The organism is Pseudoalteromonas sp. QJM3NY_22, from assembly GCF_056173065.1.
This window is the reverse complement of record NZ_CM149655.1, coordinates 2,858,711-2,880,908: the sequence shown is the minus strand read 5'-3', so window position 1 is coordinate 2,880,908 and position 22,198 is coordinate 2,858,711. Positions and strand designations below refer to the sequence as shown.

Genomic DNA, 22,198 nt, shown 5'->3' with positions numbered 1-22,198 from the left:
ACTTTACAGTTAACTCGATAGTCTTTAATGTAAAAAATACAAAATATTTAGGACTTACTATGAATATCGGTGAATTAAAAGAGCAATTAGCAGACTTGGAAGACGATACAGAAGTTTATTTTGGAGGGTTGGATTTTTATAGATTGAAACATAGAGGTGATAAATTAGTTCATTTTGAATTTAATCAAACTATATATGAAGATCAAAATGGTCAAATTTTCTTAGAAAATTACAAAAGTGACATTCAAGAGCCAAGCCATAAGCTCCAAGGATTAAAAGATATACCAATTTCAAATATAGAAAGTCAATTAGCGTTAGGAATATCTCAATTATTAAACTCTGAGCCTACAATTGAAGGTAGCATAGAAACGTTATCCTTTGAGTTCGGTATTATAGAACCGACTGTAAGTATGAAAGTCTCTTTTGCAAGAAAATCTATACCATGCCTAGATGATGATCTACTAGGTTAAATTATCAAATGATAAAAATTCAATTAGAGAGTTACGGTCAAACAGGGCGCTATACTTTCTTGATTTTTTTATTTTTTAACTCAATTTAAATATGGCTAGGCACCTAGTAAGGACTTCAATTGGTAAGAATATGGACGAGTCGAATCTTGACTCTGGAGATCAAAATTATTAATCATTTGTTTGTCGTTTGATCCAGCTCTTACTTAATCGAAATATTTAATAACTAGCATAAAAAAAGCGTTGCCCTTGAGCAACGCTTTTCTGTATTTTTCTAATAGCTGGTAGTTAACTTACTCAGCCGTTAGCTTATTCTGCTGCAAGATAATCCAACACTACTTGATGGTGATCTTTGGTTTTAAACTTATCAAATAGGTGTTTTATTTTACCGTCTTGGCCTACTAAAAACGTCAGGCGGTGAATACCATCGTACTCTTTACCCATAAATTTTTTGTAGCCCCATACACCAAACGCTTCAGCAATGGCGTGGTCTTCATCGGCTAATAGGTCAAAATTAAGCTCTTTTTTAGTTTCAAAGTTTTTAAGGCGCTTAATTGGATCTGGGCTAATACCTACAACGCGGGTATTAAATTTAGCAAGCTCTGCTTGTTGGTCACGTAAGTTCTCGGCTTGAACCGTACAACCCGGTGTAGAGGCTTTAGGGTAAAAGTACACAAGCACTTGTTGCTCTTTTAACAGCTTGCTTAATGTTACTGTTTCGTCGTTTTGGTTTTGTAGGCTAAAAGCGGGTGCCGTATCGCCAGCTTGTAATGGACTAATTGTGTTCATGTTTAGCATCCTTAACGAATTCGTTTAAAAATATAATCTACGTTTAGCGTGTGAGAAAGGCTCTCAAAACTAATTTTAAATTGATCTATATCTACATCAACCGGTATGTTGAATTCAAGTTCACAACGCATTTTAATGTCGTCCTCTTGAGAGTAGGTATCTGATTTTAGTGAGCAAATGCTAATGTTGCTGTCGGCAAAAAAGCGCGTTACTTTACTTAGTGTCCCCGGTGTGTCGATCCCTGTGTATTCGAGGGTATAACCGGCACAAAATTCACTGGGTGTATGACTGGCGGTGCGCTTCATCATGGTAAGCAGGCCAAGTTCCATGGCTTTAGTAGGGAGTACGTGTTCAATACGGCTAATAGCTGACATGTCGCCATTGAGTAACATTATAAAGGTAAATTCGCAGCCTAAAATAGCGATACGGCTATCTATAATATTACAGTGGCAGTCGCTAACTAATTGTGTAAGTTCGCTCACAATACCCGGCCTATCTTCGCCAATAGCAGTTAACACAATTTGATGATTTGAAAATGCAGTCATGGGTTAAAATACCTAAGTTACTTGGATTATAACAACGCAATGGGCAACGCAACTAAATACACTTGAGAAGTTGCACGGCGGCGAAGTTTAACACAAAACACTCTATAAACTACAATGCGGGCTAATTAAGCGCTTTTAAAGTGCGGTGTTTCTTGTTTTTACTGGCACAGGAAAGTACCATAGCTAAAATTTGCTTATTTGCACTTAGATTTTTTCTAAGTTGAAGTGCTGAACTTTATTGCAATTAGGCAGCCAAATAATAAATGTAAAGTTAATATTGATTTTACACTGAACCAAATCGGCATAACCCACTCATATACTTGTTAAAACAATTAAAGGGTATGCTAAGGAGAAATATCTGTGCAGTATTGGATCCCAAAAGCACTTGCTGTAAGTGTATTGGTAAGTTTATCAGGGTGTAGTGTATTTACTAACGATGCACATAATGAGCGTAATTACCGCACGCATGAGCCAGTTAAAGCGCCAGCGTCTCTATCGCAACCAGCCCAAGATCCCGTTTATAAAATGGATATAGGTCAATACGATAATAACCCTGTGGCTACAAACTATCGTCCACCTGCTCAGGTTCTTACGGTAGCTAAGGGCAGCTGGGTTGAAGAAACAGATAAATTGGCCCGTGTTTATTTTGATAAAAATGATGGCATTGACGATTTAGATGAATTTGTTTGGGATTCAATTAAAGCCGTTTTAGCTGACAATAACGTAAGTGCAACCAAAGAAGATAAACTGTTAGGTGTTATTGAAACTGATTGGTATTCAATTATTAAAACAGAAGAAAGCTGGCTTTGGGGCAGTGACGAGAATGCTGATTTAGAAAAATTCAAGTTTACTATTGAAGAAAAATCACATCAGCGAACTGCGTCTTTGCGTGTTGATTTAATTGATTTTAAAGGTGATAACGCATTAACCGATTTACTTAAGCAGCAATTAGAAGTGCGCGCGCTTAACCAAGTAGTGAGTGAATTTGATTACCGTTACCGTCAGTTAGAAGTCGATTTACGTAAACGCCAAGGTATTATTTCACTTGAAATGGGCTTTGATAATAAAGGCAATGCGGCACTGGTTACTGAGCAATTTTACGATGCAGTATTTGACCGTTTCTCTGGCTTTTTAGAGCGTTTGTCATTCACTATTGTTGAAATTAACCAAGATACAGGTTTAATCACAGCTGATTATAAAAAACCAGAGAGCAGCGTTTGGGATTCTATTTGGGGCGACGAAGTTACTCAATTACCTATTGATGAAGGGCAATACCAAATTTTAGTGAGTAAAACTAAAGAAGGTGGTACAAGCTTAACGTGGATGGATGATAAAGGCGAAACGCTTGAACCAGGTACTATGAACGGTTTACAACAAGCATTAGAAGCGGCACTCATTCAGCGCGGCATTAAAATTTAAATAAGAATAAATTTTTACTACAAAAAGAGCGCTAAGCTCTTTTTGTAGTTTTTATAGGTTAAAAATATGTCTCAATTACCTCATCGTTCGCATTATACGTGGCGCACATGGTTTACTTTTTTAGTACCGTCGTTAGTTGGTGTATTTTTATTTATGACTCCCATAACTAACTCCCAAGGGATGACTATTCCTATTGCTGTTATGGCAAAGGCTGTTCAAACAATGATGCTAGGATCGGCTCAAGCAATTATCACATTAATTATTTGTATTACTGGAGTTATTTCTGTAATCACTAAAGCTTTTAAACCGGCAGCTATACGTAATTCACCTTTGCTAAAGCATTTATTCGATGTGAGCTGGACTTGGCTGGTGGTGCGTTTATTTGGTATGGCGTTTGGTTTAATGACATACTTAAGCCTAGGTAGCGAGATGATTACCTCGGCCAATACTGGCGCGCTGGTATTAAATGACTTATTGCCAGTGTTGTTTTCGGTATTTATTTTAGCGGGCTTATTACTACCGCTATTAATTAACTTTGGTCTACTAGAGCTTGCTGGTACGTTAATGACCAAAGTAATGCGCCCTGTATTTGGCGTACCGGGTAGAAGCGCGGTTGACTGTACTGCATCGTGGTTAGGTGATGGTAGTGTAGGTATTTTGATGACGGCAAAGCAGTTCGATCAAAAACACTATACACAACGCGAAGCGGCTATTATTGGTACTACTTTTTCAGCAGTTTCAATCACCTTTAGTTTAGTGGTGCTTGGGCAAGTTAAACTTGAGTACTTATTTGCACCGTTTTACGCAACGGTATGTTTAGCGGGTATTGTTGCCGCTATTATTGTGCCGCGATTACCGCCACTACGCTTTAAAAAAGATTTACTGATTGATGGCACTAAGCCAGATAGAGACGGTGAAACAATCCCAGGTTATAAAACCTTATTTGGTCATTCGTTAGATGTTGCACTTGCGAAAGCAGACAACTCAACTGGTGTTAAAGGTACAATAAAAGAGGGCGTACATAACGCGCTTGATATGGTGTTTGGTGTATTGCCTGTGATTATGGCTGTGGGTACTTTTGCGTTAATTATTGCTGAATACACGCCAATTTTTCAATATTTGGGGATGCCATTTATTCCGTTTTTAGAATTACTGCAAGTACCAGAGGCTGAAGCAGCTGCACAAACTATTATGGTTGGTTTTGCTGATATGTTTATTCCGTCAATATTGGCAGCCGGTACTATTGAGAGCGATGTAACGCGTTTTATTATTGCCGCTATGAGTGTTACTCAACTTATTTATATGTCTGAAGTAGGTGCGTTGCTGTTAGGCAGCAAAATACCGGTTAATATATTTGAATTGTTTGTGATATTTATTTTGAGAACGTTAATTACTCTACCAATTATTGCTGTTATGGCACATTGGTTAGTTGGTTAAATAGAACGATTTAATGAATTAAAAAGCCCTGATTAATCAGGGCTTTTTTGTGTCTGTTGTATTGTCGGTATTTGTGTCGGGCTTTTTAAACTCCATTTTTGCAGAGTGCCTAACCAGTGCGATATTACCAATAATAATGGCAAAAACAACCACGACAATAGCAACAATATGCCAAGTTTGCATAACTGTACCACTTAACCTTTAATACGTTTAAGTGTGACCGCTTTGTGCAATGACATCAATAAAATAACTAAAAAATACGACCAATAAATTGTTTTTAAAAACGCCTAGCGACCGAAAGCGTTAAAAAATTAAGGCCTGGATTTGGCTCTTTAAATCCTGCGTTTGAATAGTGAATAACTCTAAGTGCCACGTTGGTTTTTCCAAGGTCGGCAACAAGGTCAATACGGTCTTCAAGCTGGTAGTGAGTGCTGATGTTTTTACCCGCAAATTGAGTTTCAGCAATCAATGACACACCAATACCAGCTTCAACGTAAAATGGTGTGTTATTGAAACTAAACGCCGGAAACTGTAATACAGGCGACATGGTTAAAACCGCCGTGCCGATACTCCCACATATTTACACTTGTCTCAAAATAAAATCGCGCATCACCAATGAGGCTTTGCATACTAGGCGCATGGTATTGGTACGCTAGTTTTACGCTATTGACATTACCTTCGCCTTTAAGAAAGTCTACAGCGTAACCGTGATCCGATTGGGCAAAAGCAAGTTTGCCAAAAAACGAAATTATTAATAATAATGAGATAAAAAATATTTTAAGTGACGTTTTCATAGATGCCAATTCTGTTTAATTCAAAGTGATATCCAAATGATAAGGGCGAGCAACTAACAAATTCAATGAGGACAAAATGCCGGTTGTTTATGAGCTGTTAATAGAAAACAGTAACTACTTGAATTATATTTAGTTATTTTATTAGTGCTGTTTGGGCACTAATAAATTTCTTATTTGCTTCTTTTTTGTTGCGTATAGTTCGCGTAAATTACAAACCTCTTAATCACACAGACAAAACTTATTATGAAACTAATTAAACTATTACTGCTAGGCACTGCATTTTTAAGCAGTTCTCTTTTTGCACAAGAACAGCAATCCCCAGATCGACTTTTAGAATCAGTTGCTAATACGTTATTCGCCGATATAGGCAAAGTAAATGCAAAAGGGAATGCAAGTAAAGAAGCAATGTCTGAGATTGTTGAAAAGCGTTTAATGCCACATATTGATGTTAAGTTTGTGTCGTTTAAATTATTAGGTAAGCATATTAAAGGGATTGAGCGCGAGCAAGCAGTTCAATTTATAGATGCAGTAGAGCATTATTTAACTGGTACTTATGCTGGTGCATTAATGAAATACACGGGTCAAAAGGTTGTATTTGAACGTAATAATGCAATAAGCGATTCTGAGTATGCAACGGTTAATACACAAATTATAGAGCCTAATGCACCAACAATAGATTTAAGCTTTAAGCTTCGATTAGGTAAAAACAATGAGTGGAAAGTATACGATATTGTTGCTGAGGGTATTTCGTTATTAAGCGCTAAGCAAAAAGAGATTATTCAACGTATTTCAGATGTAGGTTTAGAGCAAGTTACTAAAGAGTTAAAAAATAAATAACGATTTTGTCTGGCTCTGATTAAGCCCAACTCCAACCTCAAAAACAGCCAAGTACTTATGTACTTGGTTGTTTTTATAATTTCATTTATTCATCGACTTTGCTCTAGCGTGGCGATCAAGGTGTGGTAGAATATCAGTTCTTTGATTAAGCGTGGTGTCAGCTAAAAACTGTTATAACTGACCACTTACCCGAGCTACACTGGAGTTGTGTTGTTTTAATGGAAAATGTACTGATTTGGCCAAAGGAATACCCGTTACTGATTAAAGGACTTGTAGAACAAAACGGTGCCTTTATTTTAGATGCGTTAGAAGCTTGGCCTGCTTGTCGTTCTACTAATGAAGATGATGGTGTTTGCACCACTGTTTTGCCGCCTATCTATTATTTGGCGTGGCTAACTCCACTTGAACCTTTTGAAGAGTGCTTTTTTCAACATATTTCTGAATATGACGAAGATGCGCAAGCGTATATTAGTGCAGTTAAAAGCCACTACTACGATAATGAATATACCCCTGAAAGTTTAGTGCTAATGCTTTGCGAGCGATTAGAGCAGTACGCAAGTATTGCCACGCAAAATGATATTAGTACGCCTCTGTCGTTACTCGGTTTGTTTTTTAGTAAGCGTTATTTTACGTTAATTGAACATGCCTTAAATAATGGCAGTAAACTTTCTGCTGTTGACACGCTATCACTCTGGAAAGAAGTTGATTTTAGAGAACGCTTAAGTGCATTTATTCCAGAGTCTATTGCTGATTTAGATGTGCTTTGTGAACTTGCTAGCGAAAAAGTGGCAACGGGTAAAGACTATTTTACGTTGCTTACGCAGGTATCCCCTGACGTTGATTCTGTTGTTCTTTTAGAGAAAGCTTTATTAACTCACTTGCGTAAAAAAACAGCCAAACAAACCATGGCTATGCGCTTTATTGAACAAGGCGCTACAGGTGTTCTTGCCGATGAAAATAATAAAACAGCATTTATGTGGGCAGCTGAAAAAGGCTTTGTAAATGTTGTGGAAACATTACTTTCAAAGCAAGATAAAAAAGCGGCTGACAATTTAGGGAATACAGCATTACATTATGCTGTACTTGCTAAAAATGAATCATTAATGGTGTTGTTACTTAAAAGTGGCTACGACTTTAGAGCGCGTAACAACGAAGGGTTAAGCTGCTACCGTTTGGCCGTTAATATTAAGGCTAATAACTTAGTTAAATGCTTAGAACGAGACTTTGGAATTAAAGAGTTGTCGCCTGAAGGTCAATTTGATCGTATTAAAAAGGTGCATGCTTTACATGCTATTGTGACGTTGTTTTTACCGTTACAATTGTTTTTCTTTTTTGATGAAACAATTACTATAAAAAGCGAACTAACGCTTACGTTAACCATGATTGCAGTGGTGTGTTTTTTCTTTGCAACCACTCTAAAGCGTTGTGCTTTATATCCTCATATAAAACACCCTTGGGGTTTGTTTATACTTAGGGTATTTTCTTTGGTTAGTTTAGTTGCTCAGCTGGGTTTAGCTGGTATTGTGACCCTCACTGCTTTGAGTGATTTAGTTTAGCTAATGCCAACCTATAAAATATTTGAATAAATTGACCTTATATAAGCAGGTTTTTGTAAGTGTAAAAACAGTCAAATTATTTATAAAAAAACCGTGTTTAATTAACTTTAAACACGGTTTTTTTGCTTATGGTTTACGCTATTTATTGTGCTCGTTTGCCGCTTTTTCTTCTGCAAGTTCTTCTTTAAGTTTACGGATTTTTAAACCAAGTTCTTGACCGCGATGCCGTGCATAATATGTACAACCAATAAACATGGCGGATGCAAATACAAGCTCCAATAATACCCATATCAGTTCAGCTGGCGCTGCCCAGAGCATGGTAAGCCCGTGAATAAAATACAGCATTACAATAAAGTTAGCCCACGCATAGGTGTAAGTGTTGTCTTTAATAATGCCTCTTAGTGGCAGCAGTAACGGAATGATGGGCAAAAATAAAGATACTAAGCTCGCATTACCGTTTAGAGGGGGTACAAAATACATCCACAATGGAATTAGAACAAGCAAACCTACATAGCCAAATAGTGCGGCACGTTGAAATTTTATTGTAATTGGCTTTTTAGCTGGGTTGTCAGCTGTATTCATTTAAGTTTTCTCGCAATGTGAGTAAGGCGTTTACCAACGCTTTGGCATATTTTAATTTCGTCTTTGCTTAGCTGTGCACTGTTAGCGCTGCCAGCGACGTGTGTTGCACCGTATGGTGTTCCACCGGTTTGTGTTGCAAGTAGTTCGGGCACATCGTATGGCACGCCCAGTAGCATCATGCCGTGGTGTAATAATGGCAGAGATAAGTTAAGTAAGGTTGCTTCATTTCCACCATGCATACTACTTGATGACGAAAATACACACGCTGGCTTATCGATTAGTTGGCCTTTTAGCCACAAGTCGCTGGTGGTTTCCCAAAAGCTTTTTGCTTGAGAGGCCATCATGCCAAATCGGGTTGGCGTGCCAAATGCAAGGCCATCGCAATTAATTAAATCATCTTTGGTTATTACGATATCGTGTGTGTTTTTAGCTACAAACGTGCGAAGCAGTGCAGTTGCGCCTTGTTGCTCTACTGACTCCGCTATTTCATGTGCCATAGCTTCAACTGAACCGTGGCTAGAGTGATAAAGTACCACTATGGTTGTGCTCATTATAAAACGCTTAATACGTTTTCGGGTGGACGACCAATAGCAGCTTTACCGTTGTTAACAACAATAGGGCGCTCAATCAGTTTAGGTTTTTTTACCATGGCATCAATAAGTGCATTTTCGCGCGTTTCATCTTTTAGGTTAAGCGCTTTGTAGTCATCTTCTTTGGTACGCATTAGTTCACGTGCCGATGAAAAACCAAGTTGGCTTACAAAGGTTGAAATTTGCTCGTGAGTCAGTGGTGTTTTTAGGTATTCGACAATAGTTGGCTCTACAGATTTACTTTGTAATAAGGCAAGTGTTTCGCGTGATTTAGAACAGCGCGAATTATGGTAAAGAGTAACAGACATAAAATGTATCCAAATATTAAGTTTCGCCTATTTTAGGGCAAGCGCTTGCAGACTTAAAGCCTTGCAAGCTCTTTTTGTAAACGACGATATTGGGTAAGCAAGGCTTTTAATCGTTGCTGCTTTACAAGTTCTGTTGATTCTACGAAGTTAAGTGCTTTTTGGATTTCGTCAGCGGCTTTTAAATAAGCACCATATTGCGATAATACATCGGCATTAGCCTCGTGGTAGGCTGCTAGTTTATCTTGTTTTTTATAAGTGTCGGCAAGTAATTGTTTACCTAGGCTATGATCTGGCTTTTCAAGTAAAAAACTCTTAAGTATGGTCTCTGCTAATTCATATTGTTTAGCTTCCAGTGCCGAATTAGCATAATTAAGGGTAATTACTTGGTTATTAGGGCGGTAATTGTTTAACTCGGCTAAAAATTTAACCGCTTCATCGGCTTTTTCTTGCGCGATGAGTAAGTCGGTCTTTGTATCTATGTAAAATAGGTTTTTAGGATCACTTTGTAACAGTTCATCTAATATAGGTTGTGCTTCATCAAGTTTTTTCTGATCGAGCAAACTTATAGCTAGGCCATATTTTAATGCTGTATTATCGTAATTTTTTTCACGCATTAATTTTCTAAACAGTGCTTCAGCGTTTTCAGGCTTATTGTCGTAGCGAGCTAGTACTCTGCTTTTTGCTAAGTTAAAATTAAGACTCGGTGCTAGGTAACGCACCGGAAATTGCTCAGCACGCAAGCGCACATCAGATACTCGACTTTCAGGTAATGGGTGAGTTAATAAAAATGCAGGTGGCTTATATTTGTAACGAATTTGCGCGGCTAGCTTGGTTAAAAATTCACTTGATGCACGGGCATCAAAGCCTGCATTGTTTAGTGTTTGCATGCCTATACGATCAGCTTCTTGTTCGGCTGAGCGGCTATGGGTTAGCTGGCTAAAAGCTGATTGTGTTTGGCTCGCTGAAATAATAGCAATACCTGCATCAGGTGCAACAACCGTTGCCAATATACCGGCAATCATACCAGCAATGGTCAAGGCACTGTTATCTTGTTGCTGCTGTATTCTACGTGCTAAGTGGCGCTGTGTTACGTGAGCAATTTCGTGCCCGAGTACCGAGGCAAACTGGCTCTCGTTATCGGCTTGAGCAATTAAGCCTGTGTGTACGCCAACGTGTCCGCCATAAAATGCAAACGCATTAATTTCAGGGTTGTTTATCCAAAAAAATGAAAATGGAAAGCGTACGCCATTAGCATTTGCTACAAGTTTGCGGCCAATCGTAGTTAGGTACTCATCAAGTACAGGATCGTTAATTACTGGCGATGAGCCTCTTATTTGCATCATCATTACTTCGCCAATCGCTTGTTCTTTTTCGAGTGGAAGTGCTTGTAATGCTGACGTTCCTAAATCAGGAAGTGTAAAGTTGGTTTGCGCCTTTAAAGGCTCACCTACTAATAGGCCAAATGTAAGTGCGGCACTGCATAAAGTCATAAAGGCTGATTTTAGCTGCATTTTATTCCTTGTTTATTGGTTCACCAATAGCAATTTTGGCAATGTCTATTTCGTCACTACTTGCACGGCTGTCTTTTTCGCACAATTGGTATAGTTCTTTTATTGTGACTCCATCAAGCTTTACAACGTTCAATTCGCGCTGCAAAAAAGTAATAATTTTATGAACTACTTTGTGTGCATGTAATATAAGTGCTTTATCAGCTTTGTCGCCACTTTCAAAATAAAAGCCAACAAATTTATGTAATTGGTTTATTCTGATCAGGCTTTTCATTGAAATAGGATCCCATACTTTAAATTCAACAAAGCGGTTTCCTTTTATATACTGATCTATGACTACGTCTTTTGCATAAGGTTGCGCCCAAAGTTCAAAACCGCGGTCGGTAAACACTTGATGAAGTGCTATTCGAGGCTTATTTTTGGTGTGGATTTCACCTAAGTTATCTTCATAGCCTTCTAATAAGTCTAAATTCCAGTTGCGTTTATTAATAAGCTGTTTAACAGCGTTGTCAAAACCATGCTCTAATATCCCCTCAGATTCGCTGACTGAGGAAGCAACTAAATGATAAAAAGGAGGTAACTCCCCCCAATTTATTTGCTTTTTAAACCAATTAATCTCTTTGAGTGTTGGATTACTTGGTAGTTGCGCTTTATTATGCGTGCCAGACATTAACTTATCCTTACTACTAACTATGGTATACAGGATAAACCATTGCAGGGGTTGTTTTAAGAAAAAGTTACATTTGTTCACGTGTTATAAAAATAAGACCGTGATTATGTGACTTATTATTCATTTTAATAAATTGGTAAAGCGAGTATGTTACAACAAGATTTGCGAATTTATAGGTGTCCTCAACAGTTTATTCAGTTTAAATTGGGCTTGCGTAAAGCATCATCATTACAACAAAGTATCACTTTTAGTTTAAATAACGATGAAAACGTTGATGATATAGAACGATTTTTGAAAAAATATGCTTATAGTTACAATTTAAATAAACAACAAGGGTTGTTATTAGTGGAGCCATTACGTGTTTGAATATGTAAAAACATGGTACGAAAGAAAGTTTTCGGATCCTCATTCGGTTACCTTATTATTTTTATTATTGGCATCGGTTGCCTTACTTTATTTTTTTGGCTCTTTAATAGTGCCAGTACTGGTTGCTCTTGTAATCGCTTATTTACTTGACTGGCCTGTACTTCATTTAGAGCGCTTTGGTTTAAAGCGTTTTACAGCAACGGTTATTGTGATGTTGGTATTTACCGGCATTATGCTGACGCTTATTTTAGTTATAGGTCCGGTACTTTGGCAACAAACAAGTAATTTAGTACAAGAAACCCCACACATGGTAGAGCAGGGGAAGTCTTACTTGTTGGCTTTACCCGAACAATACCCTAGTTTGATTAATACTGAGCAAGTACAAGCAATTGTTGCAACAGTAGAGGCTAAAGTTATTGAGTTTGGCCAAGTGGTGTTGTCGTTTTCGCTTACTTCTTTAAAAGATGTGGTTGCTTGGTTAATTTATTTGGTACTTGTACCGTTACTTGTATTTTTTATGCTTAAAGATAAGTTAGAGCTTACAGGAAGCGTAGCTAAACTCATTCCTCAACAACGACGCTTAATTTTGCAAGTATGGAACGAAATGAATCAGCAAATCATGAATTATATTCGCGGTAAAGTGTTTGAAATTTTGATTGTTGGTGGTGTGTCGTTTATTGCATTTACCGTTTTAGATTTGCGTTATGCGGCGTTACTAGGTGTGTTAGTTGGTTTTTCTGTGTTAATTCCGTTTGTGGGTGCTGCTCTTGTGACTATACCCGTAGCGGCCGTGGCGCTATTTCAATTTGGCCTAGAAACGCAGTTTTGGACTATTTTAATTATTTACGGAATTATTCAGGCGCTTGATGGCAACGTACTTGTGCCACTGTTATTTTCTGAGGCGGTTGATTTGAATCCGGTGTTTATAATTGTCGCAGTATTATTTTTTGGTGGCTTATGGGGATTTTGGGGGGTGTTTTTTGCCATCCCATTGGCTTCATTAGTAAAAGCGCTAATAACAGCCTGGTCGTCAACCCATGAAGAGTTAAGTAACCAGGGTTAAGGTTAGGTAAACAGACTTTTAGTTTAAAAAAGAATAGTAAACGCACCTCTAGTGCTAATTGATTATTACTCATTACCTGTAAAGTTATGTACTATTGGTAATAAGATATATTTTTTAGTAATAAGGTGCGTTTTTTAATGTCTGATTTTTTATTGCACGATGAGCCAGTAAAACAAGTTTACCTTGATGCAAACGCAACCACTCCTGTGTTGCCTTGTATTGCTGATGTTGTTTCTCATACTATGCAAATTTGTTTTGGTAATCCTTCAAGTCCCCATATTACAGGCATTCAAGCCAAGCATTTATTAGAACAAACACGTCAAAAAGCACGCACTGTTATCGGCGCAAGTAATGGCGATATTTTATTTACGTCTGGCGCGACAGAAGGCATTCAAACAGCAGTAGTTTCTACGCTTATTAATGCTAAAAAATACCCAGTTAAAAACCCAGTATTATTATATGGCGCAACTGAGCATAAAGCGGTGCCAAATACACTTAAACATTGGAATAGCGTACTTGACATTAACGCTGAAGTGCTTGCTATTCCAGTGGATAGTAACGGTATTTTAGACTTAGATTTTATTGCAGAGCATATTAATAATGCATTGATGATTTGCACCATGGCCGTTAATAACGAGACCGGTGTATATCAAGATTTACCCGCTATTGAGCAGGTAATTCGTAGCCGCAATAAAAATGTATCGTGGATGGTGGATTGCGTGCAAGCGCTTGGTAAACAGGCACTCGCGCTGAGTGACACAACAATAGATTACGCCCCTTTTTCTGGGCATAAGCTTTATGCGCCCAAGGGTATTGGCTTTTTATATATTCGTAGTGGCAGTGCGTATACACCTTTTATAGCGGGTGGCGGTCAAGAGAGTGGAATGCGTTCAGGCACCGAAAATCTACCCGGTATTGCAGGGCTAAATAAGCTATTTAGTCTGTTGCTCGATAAATCAGACAGCACATTTAAATCAGTTGATGTACTTAATTCCTATCGCAGTCAATTACAAAGTGCAATTGTAGATGCCTTTGGCAATATTACATTTAATCACGACTTTGCTTATAGCGTGCCCACTACACTTAATTTTGCTGTTAACGATTTAACAAGCAAAGAGGTGATTGATTTATTTGATGCGGCGGGCATACGCGTAAGTGGAGGCTCGGCTTGTAGTACGGGGGCATCAACAAGTTTTGTTTTAGATGCAATGGGTGCAAGCAAATGGCAAAGCGAAAACGCAATTAGACTTTCGTTTGGACCTGCGGCAACACAGCAAGATATTGATAATGCTTGTGGTCGTATTCGCGCTCTAAGAACAATATTACAAGCAAACTGTTTAATCGTGTCTGACAGTACGACACCACAGCAAGAAGTGTGCGCACTGGGCCTTACTCAATTTAGGCACCAAGGTGCATGTAGTTGGCTTTATGTGAGCGATGATAAACACGCAGTTATAATAGACCCGATTATTGAGCTTATTCCGCGTTTTGAAAAAATAGCCAATACACAAGATCTAACTATTTCAGCGGTGCTTAATACTCATCTTCATCAAGAGCGAGAGTCAGCGACTAATTTGTTAACCAGCGTTCTTGCATCAAGAGTTGTAAAAGGTGAGGTTGATTCGCTAGGTTGGCCCGTAGGCGCAGCAAATATTAGCTTAGCAAATGACGCACTTGAAAAAGTTGCTACACCTGGGCATAGCAAAGATAGCGTAAGTTATTTATTAAAAAACAGTAGTGGCGAAACGCGTTATTGTTTTTGTGGTGATTTAATTCTGCCTGCAGGACTTGGCAATACTTCCCTTATGGGTGGGGATGCAAAAGCTATGGCTCGCTCTATTTTAGCAATAAGCGAGCAACTAAATAACATTAGTATTATTTGCTCAGGGCACGACTACCAACAATGTTTTGCTATGAACTGGGCCGTTCAGCAAAGCCAAACGCCATTACTCAATGCGTTAGTGAGCGGCAGTATTTCAGTTGATGAATTTGTAATTGAAAAGCAGCAGTACGATGCTTCAAAACAAGTGAATAACACACAACTGTGCGGTTATGTAAATGCGCTACCTGAAGTAGATACACTGCAATTAAATTTTGATGACGCTAAAGCAATGTTAAACACCAGCGATGCATATTTAATTGATACACGCGAGCCATACGAACACGGCGCAAATAATGTTGCTCAGTTATTTAATACACTTGATGAAAAAACATTAAATATACCGCTTAGCAGAATGGCAAATGCGGTATTTGAAGGACAGTTGAACAAAAATAACAAATACATTTTATTATGCCGCAGTGGTAACCGCTCAAAAATTGCTGCGAGTAATTTAATGCAGCTAGGTTATAAAGCTGTTTATAATTTAAATGGTGGGTTAGCGCTTAGCAATTAAACAAAGATTGTAATTTATACTAAATCGGCTTTAGGGCCGATTTTTTGTTTTTAAGGTCGATTTGATCGCAAGGCAAACAAGTACAGTAATTAGTGAATAACTATATAAAGTAATTATTGTGCTTATGAAAATTCATCAATATTTCATTTTAATCAATTAAGCTATGGCAGGTGCCTTTAAAATTACAGGTAAATTAATTTATAAAATCTTTATGATACCGGTGTCAAAAGCTAAAAATTGCGTTATCATCTGCATCTAAAATTATAAAAACAGCACCTTTTTTGCATTTTTAGTTATACTATCGGCGTTTTATTTTAGTGTGAATAAGCAAATTTTATCGTTTTTATTTTATAAAAAACATTTTTAAATCAATTGGTTGAAAAATTTAGAGGGTATTCTCATGTCTAACCGAACGCAACTAGCAAGTTGGCAAGCACTCGAACAAAGTGCAGCTAAGATGAAACAAACACATCTGAAAACGTTATTTGCACAAGATGACACGCGTTTTTCTCAGTTTTCTACTCAAGTACCTGGCGTATTATTCGACTATTCTAAGCAACTTATTGATAACGATGTTTTTGCTAACTTAATGTCGCTTGCTAAAGATTGCGATATTGCATCGTGGCGCGATAAAATGTTCAGTGGTGAAAAAATTAATATCACTGAAAATCGCTCAGTACTGCATACGGCACTTCGCAATCGTGCTCATACACCACTCATTGTTGATGGTGAAAACGTGACACAAGAAGTAGATAACGAATTAGCTAAAATTAAAGTGTTTGTTGAAAAAGTTCGTAGCGGAAAATGGCTAGGCTATACCGGCAAAGCGGTAAAAGATGTTGTAAGTATTGGTGTTGGTGGCTCTAACCTTGGTCCGCAAATGGCAACCGAGGCATTAAAAGCACTGGCAGATGATACATTGAATGTTCATTACGTATCTAATGCTGACGGTGTACAAATTTCGTCTGTTTTAAAAGCCATTGATCCTGAAACAACATTATTTGTTATTTCGTCAAAAACATTTACTACGTCAGAAACCATGACAAACGCTAAAACAGCCGTTGATTGGTTTTTACAAACAGCAAAAGATGAAAGTACAATTGCAAAGCATTTTGTTGCAGTAAGTACAAATTTAGAAAAAACGGCAGCCTTTGGTATCAGCGACGAAAACGTATTCACTATGTGGGATTGGGTTGGCGGTCGCTTTTCACTTTGGAGTGCGATAGGCTTACCCATTGCTTTATATTTAGGCTACGACGCCTTTGAAGCAATTTTAGAAGGTGCGTTTGAAATAGATGAACATTTTAAGTTTGCGCCGTTTGAGCAAAATATACCATTAATTATGGCATTACTTAGTGTATGGAATACCAGCTTTTTGGGCTACACAGCGCAAGCTATATTACCGTACGACCAAGCTCTGCATATGTTGCCAGCTTATTTACAGCAAGGCGAAATGGAAAGTAATGGTAAGCACGTTAACTTTGCGGGCGAAACGGTACCTTACACCACGGTTCCAATTATTTGGGGCATGACGGGTATTAATGGTCAGCATGCCTTTTATCAGTGCTTACACCAAGGTAATGTAATTGTACCTGCAGATTTTATTGCATCAGTTAAACCACAAGTGAATGTTGATAAACATCACGATATTTTATTATCGAACTTCTTTGCACAAACAGAAGCGATGATGAGTGGTGTAGATGCAGCGCAAGTTACAGCTGATTTAACCGCTAAGGGTAAATCGCAAGCAGAGATTGATGAGTTATTAAATCATAAAATTCATCAAGGCAATCGTCCTACAACATCTATGTTATTAGATACTGTAGATGCTAAAACAGTGGGTCGTTTAATTGCACTGTATGAACATAAGATATTTTGCCAAGGCATTATTTTAGAAATATGCTCGTTTGATCAATGGGGTGTAGAGCTAGGTAAAGGGTTAGCATCTAAAATTGAAAGTGAACTCACTGATGAAAGCGTAAAAAACGCCCATGATAGTTCGACAAACGGCTTAATGGCGTACTACAAGCAAAACCGTACGCAGTAAAAAATTCGCTTACGTAAGTAAGTAAACCGAGTACCTTTGAACGGGTAGCGCTGGAGTGCTTAGGGTCTGTATTTTTGTGAGAGGAGATACAGGGCCCCTAAGGCTCATTTAATAAGCGCAAATGATAAAATAAATAATAATAAATCATCAATACAGAACAATTCAGCAGGCTTTTATTTAAATACAGTTATAAAAGCCATCTAATCTAGCAATAAATAGGCATACCCGCGCATTTATAAAATGTACTGGGTATCACAACGTAGAGAGTAACTATGCTTAATCCTTTTGATATTATAATTTTTGGGGGCGGTGGTGATCTTGCGTTACGCAAATTACTACCTGCAATGTACAGAGCATATCAAGAAGGTAATTTACCTGAAGGCTCACGTATCCTACCAACAGTGCGCGAAGAATCTAAACGTGCTGAATACGTAGAAACAGCGCATAAAGCATTACAAGAATTTTTAAGCAAAGGTGAGTTTAACGCTAAAGATTGGAAAGCGTTTTCTACTTTTTTAGTGCCAGTAGTAAGTAATGTTACAGAAGCGGATGATAATTGGGATGTGCTAAAAGGCATTCTAGATGAGCACGAAAGCACTAAATCGCGTGTGTTTTATTTATCTCTTCCGCCAGCTGTATACGGCACTTGCTGTGAAATACTTTCTACGAAAGGTTTAATTACCCCTACCTCACGTGTTGTTGTTGAAAAACCAATTGGCTATTGCGGTGATTCTGCTGAAGCAATTAACGGAAAAATTGCAGAGTTTTTTAATGAAGAGCAAATTTTCCGAATTGATCATTACTTAGGTAAAGAAACAGTACAAAACTTAATGGCGCTGCGTTTTTCAAACTCATTGTTTGAAAATATGTGGGATGCTAAGTCTATTGATAACATTCAAATTAGCTTATCAGAAACGGTTGGCCTTGAAAGCCGCGCTGGTTTTTATGATAAAGCCGGTGCACTTCGTGACATGGTTCAAAACCACTTGTTACAGCTACTGTGTTTAGTTGCAATGGAAGCGCCCAATAAACTTAACGCCAGCAGTATCCGAAATGAAAAGCTAAAGGTATTAGAAGCACTTCGCCCACTGAATGGTAGCGATGTTGATGAAAATATTGTGCGCGGTCAATATGTGCCTGGTGACTTAAATGGTAAAATTGTACCCGGTTATCTTGAAGAACTAAAAGAAGGCTCTAGCAAAACAGAAACCTTTGTTGCGATTCGTGCACACATTGATAACTGGCGTTGGGCTGGTGTTCCGTTTTATCTTCGTACAGGTAAACGTATGGCTAAGCGCTGTGCAGAAATTGTGTTTGAATACAAAAAAGTATCTCATAATATTTACGAAGATAACGTAGGTAATATTGAGCCAAATCGCCTTGTTATTCGCTTGCAGCCAGAGGAAACAATTCAACTAACGCTTATGTCTAAGCGCCTCGATAATTTGGAAATGCAACTTGAACCAGTAACAATGAATATTGAGCTTTCACAAGCTTACAGTAACGGTTTTCACTCAGATGCATACAAGCGTTTAATGCTTGATGCGGCTGCCGATAACCCATCGTTATTTATTCATCGTGATGAAGTACGTCAAGCGTGGAAATGGATTGATCCAATTATTGACAGATGGCAAGAAAAAGGCAAACCGGCACTTTATCGTGCAGGTAGCTGGGGTCCTGATGATGCCGATGAGTTATTGGCAGAGAAGAGCCATGTATGGTTTAACGCGGGCGATAAGGCATAAATATGGCAACATTAGTTGAGAAATTTTTTGATAATAAAGATGCGTTGACGAAAGAGCTTTCAGCAACGCTTGAGCAATCACTGCGTGATGGTATTAAAAATGATGGACGTGCTGTATTGATGGTATCAGGCGGTTCATCACCAGCACCTGCTTATAAGCATTTATCAACCCTTGATCTAGATTGGCAACATGTTGATGTTGCTATGGTTGATGAGCGTTGGGTAGACTCAAGCCATGAAAAAAGTAATGAAGTATTTATTAAAAGTACATTATTACAAAATCATGGTAGTGCTGCTAACTTTATTACTATGAAGAACACTGCTGCAACGGCCCAACAGGGCACACAAAAGTGTGAAACGGCTTATAGCGAACTAAAAATACCATATGATGTGACTATTTTAGGTATGGGCCCTGATGGCCATACAGCGTCGTTATTCCCAAATGCAAACGGTTTAGAGCATGGTTTAACAACCACACAATCAGTGTGTGCTATTAACGCGATTGAAAGTGAAGTAACCGGCAGTATTACTGAGAGAATGACACTAACTTTAAATGCCATTGCGCAATCTAAAGTAGTTAAGCTTTTAATTAGCGGTGAAGAAAAACTCGCTGTTTATAAGCAAGCAAAAGCGGGGGGCGATGTTAATGATATGCCACTTCGCGCTGTACTTAACCACCCAAGCATAAATATTGAAGTGTATTGGGCGCCTTAAATTAAAGTACCAATGTGATTTTTAAAGGCAGCTTATATAAGCTGCCTTTTTTATTTGCTCAAATTTAAGTCTAAACACTATAAATAAACGCACTCTGACTGTTAATCAATGTGAATGAGTATCCGTAACTTGTATTAAAAACAATCATTAAGTGTATTGTTTTTAATCTGATTTTATGTGTTTTGGTTGTGTGTTTTTTAGCAACGCTTGGATTTAGTTAAATTTTATTTTTTGATCACGACTGTCATAAAAGTTTCCCTTCCTTTTTGGTTTCAAAAGCATTAGCCTTAAGGTATTAAAAATGAAACACATAAACTAAAAATAAACGGAGCAGTAACATGGCGGAGCAACAAGTACAGCCTTTACACAACGAAAAACATGCCAACATTAAAATTAAAAATGGCATCAATGTAGAATTCATGAAAACTCAACATTTAGTGCCAGTAGTTGCACATGAGTTTGCACGTGTAGCAAACGAGTTTCCAATGTCATTCGTTAAAAATAACGAAAATGACACTTACCAAGCTGTCGCTATGTTTGGTCTTGAGCCAGGCGAAAACCTTTTTGTAGAAGATGGTAAATGGACAGCAGCATTTGCACCAATGGCATCTACTCGTTACCCACTGGGTCTAGTTAAGCACCCAGAGCAAGATCAATTCGGCATTGTAATTGATGAAGCAAGTGCGCTTGTTGGTGAAGATGAAGGCAACGCATTATTCGAAAATGGCGAAGAGACTGATTACCTAAAACGTCGTAAAGAAGCGCTTGTATCTTTTATTGAGTTTTCTCAAGTAACTGAAGCGTTCACTAAATTCCTTGCTGATAAAGAGCTACTAATTGCGCAAACGCTTACAGTAGACATTAAAGGCGAGAAAAAAGACATAAACGGTATTTACCTTATCGATGAGAAAAAGCTAAACGAGCTAAGCGATGCTGATTTCCTAGAGCTTCGTAAACGTGGTTACTTAGCACCAATTTATTCTTTCTTAACGTCTACTCATCAAGTAGCACGTTTAGCGCGTTTAAAAGCTCAACAAGCTTAATTATACCAATTGCATTAAATTAGTGTTCTATTATAGCGATAAGAAAATAGCTCAATAACAAGGCTAAAATTATGATACATAGTTGTTCTATATAAATAATTTTCAACGTAGTTAGTGAGCTATTTAATACGCTAGAATAATCATGTTTTTAATAAAATTGGTATTACAAACACGTTAAATTTTGAAAAAGCGCCTTAAGGCGCTTTTTTTATGTCATTAAACTCACTTTGGTTGAAATTAAGCCCGCAACCATTCACATTGGTTTATAACTTCCCCATAAAAGAATTCATTATGAAAACACCATTATTAGCATTTTTTGCGAGCAGCTTTTTTGCTTTAAGTAATAGCGTAGTAGCTGCAGAGACTCCTTTTGCCATTGCGATTCATGGTGGGGCAGGGACAATAGAAAAAGCACGATTTACACCCGCTCAAGAAAAAGAGTATCGGGCAAAATTAACGCAAGCAGTAGAGACAGGTTATAAAGTATTACATCAAGGCGGCGAAAGCTTAGATGCGGTGACTGCAGCAATTGCAGTATTAGAGCAATCCCCTTATTTTAATGCAGGGCGTGGAGCGGTATACACTTACGATGGCGGACATGAGCTTGATGCATCAATAATGGATGGTCGAAACCGTGAAGCAGGCGCAGTTGCGGGTGTAAAGCATATTGAGAGCCCAATTAATTTAGCGCGCTTGGTAATGGATAACTCTGTACACGTAATGCTCAGTGGGCAAGGCGCTGAGGAGTTTGCTAAAGAGCAAGGTGTTGAGCTTATCGAAAATAACTTGTTTGATACCGAATCTCGTTACAAAGCACTTTTAAAAGCAAAACAAAAATTAGATAAAGCCAAAGCAACCAGTAAAGAGTACCAAGCCGCGCACAAAGCATTACCTAACTCTTACAAAATGGGCACGGTTGGCGCAGTGGCGCTTGATAAAAATGGTAATTTAGCAGCTGGTACATCAACCGGTGGTATGACGGCAAAACGTTATGGCCGCGTGGGGGATGCGCCGGTAATTGGGGCCGGAACATTTGCTGAAAATGAATCGTGCGCGGTATCAGCAACAGGACACGGTGAATACTTTATTCGCTATAACGTAGCAAGCGATATATGTGCGCGCGTTAAGTACCAAGGTAAAACCATTGCGCAAGCAGGGGATGAAGTTATAAACGGTGTGCTTAAGCCCATTGGTGGCACTGGCGGCGTCATTATTATTGATACTAAGGGTAATATTAGCTTGCCGTTTAATACCTCTGGCATGTATCGAGCTAGTAAATCGAATACGCAAGCGACCTACGTGGGCATTTTTAACGACGAATAAGCC

Annotated in this window: 21 protein-coding genes and 1 pseudogene; 13 read left to right on the top strand and 9 right to left on the bottom strand. The window is 38.2% G+C overall.

The window, feature by feature from the left end; translation table 11 throughout:
• The first annotated feature begins 59 nt into the window (after positions 1-59).
• Entirely contained in the window at positions 60-470 is a 411-nt protein-coding gene (locus tag AC0VZ4_RS13005) for a hypothetical protein (RefSeq protein ID WP_475439870.1), read from the top strand.
• A 306-nt stretch (positions 471-776) separates the two neighbouring features.
• Here AC0VZ4_RS13005 and bcp read toward each other — a convergent pair whose 3' ends face one another.
• Together bcp and AC0VZ4_RS12995 are read right to left on the bottom strand one after the other, a co-directional pair.
• Complete coding sequence (gene bcp, locus AC0VZ4_RS13000; RefSeq protein WP_033031315.1) at positions 777-1,256, bottom strand: thioredoxin-dependent thiol peroxidase; 480 nt, start codon at positions 1,254-1,256, stop codon at positions 777-779.
• An 11-nt stretch (positions 1,257-1,267) separates the two neighbouring features.
• The gene (locus AC0VZ4_RS12995; RefSeq protein WP_007375924.1) at positions 1,268-1,801 is read right to left on the bottom strand and encodes a glycine cleavage system transcriptional repressor; all 534 of its coding nucleotides are present in this window, start codon (positions 1,799-1,801) and stop codon (positions 1,268-1,270) included.
• Positions 1,802-2,161: 360 nt separating this feature from the next.
• On the opposite strand from AC0VZ4_RS12995, the gene bamC reads away from it, so the two are divergent.
• Together bamC and AC0VZ4_RS12985 are read left to right on the top strand one after the other, a co-directional pair.
• Entirely contained in the window at positions 2,162-3,220 is a 1,059-nt protein-coding gene (gene bamC, locus AC0VZ4_RS12990; RefSeq protein WP_475439869.1) for an outer membrane protein assembly factor BamC, read from the top strand.
• Positions 3,221-3,286: 66 nt separating this feature from the next.
• Complete coding sequence (locus tag AC0VZ4_RS12985; RefSeq protein ID WP_475439868.1) at positions 3,287-4,657, top strand: YjiH family protein; 1,371 nt, start codon at positions 3,287-3,289, stop codon at positions 4,655-4,657.
• A 36-nt stretch (positions 4,658-4,693) separates the two neighbouring features.
• Here AC0VZ4_RS12985 and AC0VZ4_RS12980 read toward each other — a convergent pair whose 3' ends face one another.
• Both AC0VZ4_RS12980 and AC0VZ4_RS12975 read right to left on the bottom strand, forming a co-directional pair.
• Positions 4,694-4,840, bottom strand: coding sequence for a DUF2897 family protein (locus AC0VZ4_RS12980; RefSeq protein ID WP_475439867.1), 147 nt, complete (start codon positions 4,838-4,840; stop codon positions 4,694-4,696).
• Between the two features lie 94 nt (positions 4,841-4,934).
• Positions 4,935-5,451 (bottom strand): annotated as a pseudogene (locus AC0VZ4_RS12975) (acyloxyacyl hydrolase).
• A 243-nt stretch (positions 5,452-5,694) separates the two neighbouring features.
• On the opposite strand from AC0VZ4_RS12975, the gene AC0VZ4_RS12970 reads away from it, so the two are divergent.
• On the top strand, positions 5,695-6,288 hold the full coding sequence (locus AC0VZ4_RS12970; RefSeq protein WP_007375919.1) for an MlaC/ttg2D family ABC transporter substrate-binding protein: 594 nt from the start codon (positions 5,695-5,697) through the stop codon (positions 6,286-6,288).
• A 218-nt stretch (positions 6,289-6,506) separates the two neighbouring features.
• Complete coding sequence (locus AC0VZ4_RS12965) at positions 6,507-7,844, top strand: ankyrin repeat domain-containing protein (RefSeq protein WP_007375918.1); 1,338 nt, start codon at positions 6,507-6,509, stop codon at positions 7,842-7,844.
• 138 nt (positions 7,845-7,982) lie between these two features.
• Here the strand turns inward: AC0VZ4_RS12965 and AC0VZ4_RS12960 are convergent, their stop codons facing one another.
• From AC0VZ4_RS12960 to AC0VZ4_RS12940, 5 genes are read right to left on the bottom strand one after another with little or no spacing between them, the layout of a single operon-like run.
• Positions 7,983-8,426, bottom strand: coding sequence for a DUF2069 domain-containing protein (locus tag AC0VZ4_RS12960; protein ID WP_007375917.1), 444 nt, complete (start codon positions 8,424-8,426; stop codon positions 7,983-7,985).
• Entirely contained in the window at positions 8,423-8,977 is a 555-nt protein-coding gene (gene wrbA / locus AC0VZ4_RS12955) for an NAD(P)H:quinone oxidoreductase (protein WP_033031320.1), read from the bottom strand. Before wrbA ends, AC0VZ4_RS12960 begins: the two co-directional genes overlap by 4 nt.
• Positions 8,977-9,324: an arsenate reductase (glutaredoxin) gene (arsC, locus tag AC0VZ4_RS12950; protein ID WP_475439866.1), complete on the bottom strand. Its 348-nt coding sequence runs from the start codon at positions 9,322-9,324 to the stop codon at positions 8,977-8,979. The genes wrbA and arsC overlap by 1 nt, the downstream gene beginning before the upstream one ends.
• A gap of 53 nt (positions 9,325-9,377) precedes the next feature.
• Positions 9,378-10,835 (bottom strand): beta-barrel assembly-enhancing protease, encoded by a 1,458-nt coding sequence (gene bepA, locus AC0VZ4_RS12945; RefSeq protein ID WP_475439865.1) that lies wholly within the window; start codon positions 10,833-10,835, stop codon positions 9,378-9,380.
• A gap of 1 nt (position 10,836) precedes the next feature.
• Positions 10,837-11,502, bottom strand: a complete 666-nt coding sequence (locus AC0VZ4_RS12940; RefSeq protein ID WP_033031327.1) for a hypothetical protein — start codon at positions 11,500-11,502, stop codon at positions 10,837-10,839.
• A gap of 147 nt (positions 11,503-11,649) precedes the next feature.
• Here AC0VZ4_RS12940 and AC0VZ4_RS12935 point away from each other — a divergent pair, with 147 nt between their 5' ends.
• The 8 genes from AC0VZ4_RS12935 to AC0VZ4_RS12900 all read left to right on the top strand — a co-directional run bounded on the left by AC0VZ4_RS12935 (position 11,650) and on the right by AC0VZ4_RS12900 (position 22,195).
• On the top strand, positions 11,650-11,868 hold the full coding sequence (locus AC0VZ4_RS12935) for a hypothetical protein (RefSeq protein WP_007375912.1): 219 nt from the start codon (positions 11,650-11,652) through the stop codon (positions 11,866-11,868).
• Complete coding sequence (locus AC0VZ4_RS12930) at positions 11,861-12,931, top strand: AI-2E family transporter (protein ID WP_007375911.1); 1,071 nt, start codon at positions 11,861-11,863, stop codon at positions 12,929-12,931. The genes AC0VZ4_RS12935 and AC0VZ4_RS12930 overlap by 8 nt, the downstream gene beginning before the upstream one ends.
• Before the next feature lie 137 nt (positions 12,932-13,068).
• Positions 13,069-15,324, top strand: coding sequence for an aminotransferase class V-fold PLP-dependent enzyme (locus AC0VZ4_RS12925; RefSeq protein ID WP_475439864.1), 2,256 nt, complete (start codon positions 13,069-13,071; stop codon positions 15,322-15,324).
• A gap of 400 nt (positions 15,325-15,724) precedes the next feature.
• Entirely contained in the window at positions 15,725-17,371 is a 1,647-nt protein-coding gene (gene pgi / locus AC0VZ4_RS12920; protein ID WP_475439863.1) for a glucose-6-phosphate isomerase, read from the top strand.
• A gap of 272 nt (positions 17,372-17,643) precedes the next feature.
• The gene (gene zwf / locus AC0VZ4_RS12915) at positions 17,644-19,116 is read left to right on the top strand and encodes a glucose-6-phosphate dehydrogenase (RefSeq protein WP_475439862.1); all 1,473 of its coding nucleotides are present in this window, start codon (positions 17,644-17,646) and stop codon (positions 19,114-19,116) included.
• 2 nt (positions 19,117-19,118) lie between these two features.
• Positions 19,119-19,829 (top strand): 6-phosphogluconolactonase, encoded by a 711-nt coding sequence (gene pgl, locus AC0VZ4_RS12910; protein WP_475439861.1) that lies wholly within the window; start codon positions 19,119-19,121, stop codon positions 19,827-19,829.
• 338 nt (positions 19,830-20,167) lie between these two features.
• Positions 20,168-20,872 carry a SapC family protein gene (locus tag AC0VZ4_RS12905; RefSeq protein WP_007375906.1) on the top strand — a complete coding sequence of 235 codons (705 nt, stop codon included), beginning with the start codon at positions 20,168-20,170 and terminating at the stop codon, positions 20,870-20,872.
• 291 nt (positions 20,873-21,163) lie between these two features.
• Positions 21,164-22,195, top strand: a complete 1,032-nt coding sequence (locus AC0VZ4_RS12900) for an isoaspartyl peptidase/L-asparaginase family protein (protein WP_475441658.1) — start codon at positions 21,164-21,166, stop codon at positions 22,193-22,195.
• Positions 22,196-22,198: the final 3 nt, after the last annotated feature.

What these genes read in the sequence shown, in the direction of transcription:
- AC0VZ4_RS13005 (WP_475439870.1), top strand. Translation starts at nt 60, where the DNA reads ATGAATATCGGTGAATTAAAAGAGCAATTAGCAGACTTGGAAGACGAT.
- bcp (WP_033031315.1), bottom strand. Translation starts at nt 1,256, where the DNA reads ATGAACACAATTAGTCCATTACAAGCTGGCGATACGGCACCCGCTTTT.
- AC0VZ4_RS12970 (WP_007375919.1), top strand. Translation starts at nt 5,695, where the DNA reads ATGAAACTAATTAAACTATTACTGCTAGGCACTGCATTTTTAAGCAGT.
- zwf (WP_475439862.1), top strand. Translation starts at nt 17,644, where the DNA reads ATGCTTAATCCTTTTGATATTATAATTTTTGGGGGCGGTGGTGATCTT.
- AC0VZ4_RS12985 (WP_475439868.1), top strand. Translation starts at nt 3,287, where the DNA reads ATGTCTCAATTACCTCATCGTTCGCATTATACGTGGCGCACATGGTTT.
- AC0VZ4_RS12900 (WP_475441658.1), top strand. Translation starts at nt 21,164, where the DNA reads ATGAAAACACCATTATTAGCATTTTTTGCGAGCAGCTTTTTTGCTTTA.
- AC0VZ4_RS12935 (WP_007375912.1), top strand. Translation starts at nt 11,650, where the DNA reads ATGTTACAACAAGATTTGCGAATTTATAGGTGTCCTCAACAGTTTATT.
- AC0VZ4_RS12965 (WP_007375918.1), top strand. Translation starts at nt 6,507, where the DNA reads ATGGAAAATGTACTGATTTGGCCAAAGGAATACCCGTTACTGATTAAA.
- arsC (WP_475439866.1), bottom strand. Translation starts at nt 9,324, where the DNA reads ATGTCTGTTACTCTTTACCATAATTCGCGCTGTTCTAAATCACGCGAA.
- AC0VZ4_RS12995 (WP_007375924.1), bottom strand. Translation starts at nt 1,801, where the DNA reads ATGACTGCATTTTCAAATCATCAAATTGTGTTAACTGCTATTGGCGAA.
- AC0VZ4_RS12980 (WP_475439867.1), bottom strand. Translation starts at nt 4,840, where the DNA reads ATGCAAACTTGGCATATTGTTGCTATTGTCGTGGTTGTTTTTGCCATT.
- AC0VZ4_RS12960 (WP_007375917.1), bottom strand. Translation starts at nt 8,426, where the DNA reads ATGAATACAGCTGACAACCCAGCTAAAAAGCCAATTACAATAAAATTT.
- AC0VZ4_RS12940 (WP_033031327.1), bottom strand. Translation starts at nt 11,502, where the DNA reads ATGTCTGGCACGCATAATAAAGCGCAACTACCAAGTAATCCAACACTC.
- pgi (WP_475439863.1), top strand. Translation starts at nt 15,725, where the DNA reads ATGTCTAACCGAACGCAACTAGCAAGTTGGCAAGCACTCGAACAAAGT.
- wrbA (WP_033031320.1), bottom strand. Translation starts at nt 8,977, where the DNA reads ATGAGCACAACCATAGTGGTACTTTATCACTCTAGCCACGGTTCAGTT.
- pgl (WP_475439861.1), top strand. Translation starts at nt 19,119, where the DNA reads ATGGCAACATTAGTTGAGAAATTTTTTGATAATAAAGATGCGTTGACG.
- AC0VZ4_RS12905 (WP_007375906.1), top strand. Translation starts at nt 20,168, where the DNA reads ATGGCGGAGCAACAAGTACAGCCTTTACACAACGAAAAACATGCCAAC.
- bepA (WP_475439865.1), bottom strand. Translation starts at nt 10,835, where the DNA reads ATGCAGCTAAAATCAGCCTTTATGACTTTATGCAGTGCCGCACTTACA.
- AC0VZ4_RS12925 (WP_475439864.1), top strand. Translation starts at nt 13,069, where the DNA reads ATGTCTGATTTTTTATTGCACGATGAGCCAGTAAAACAAGTTTACCTT.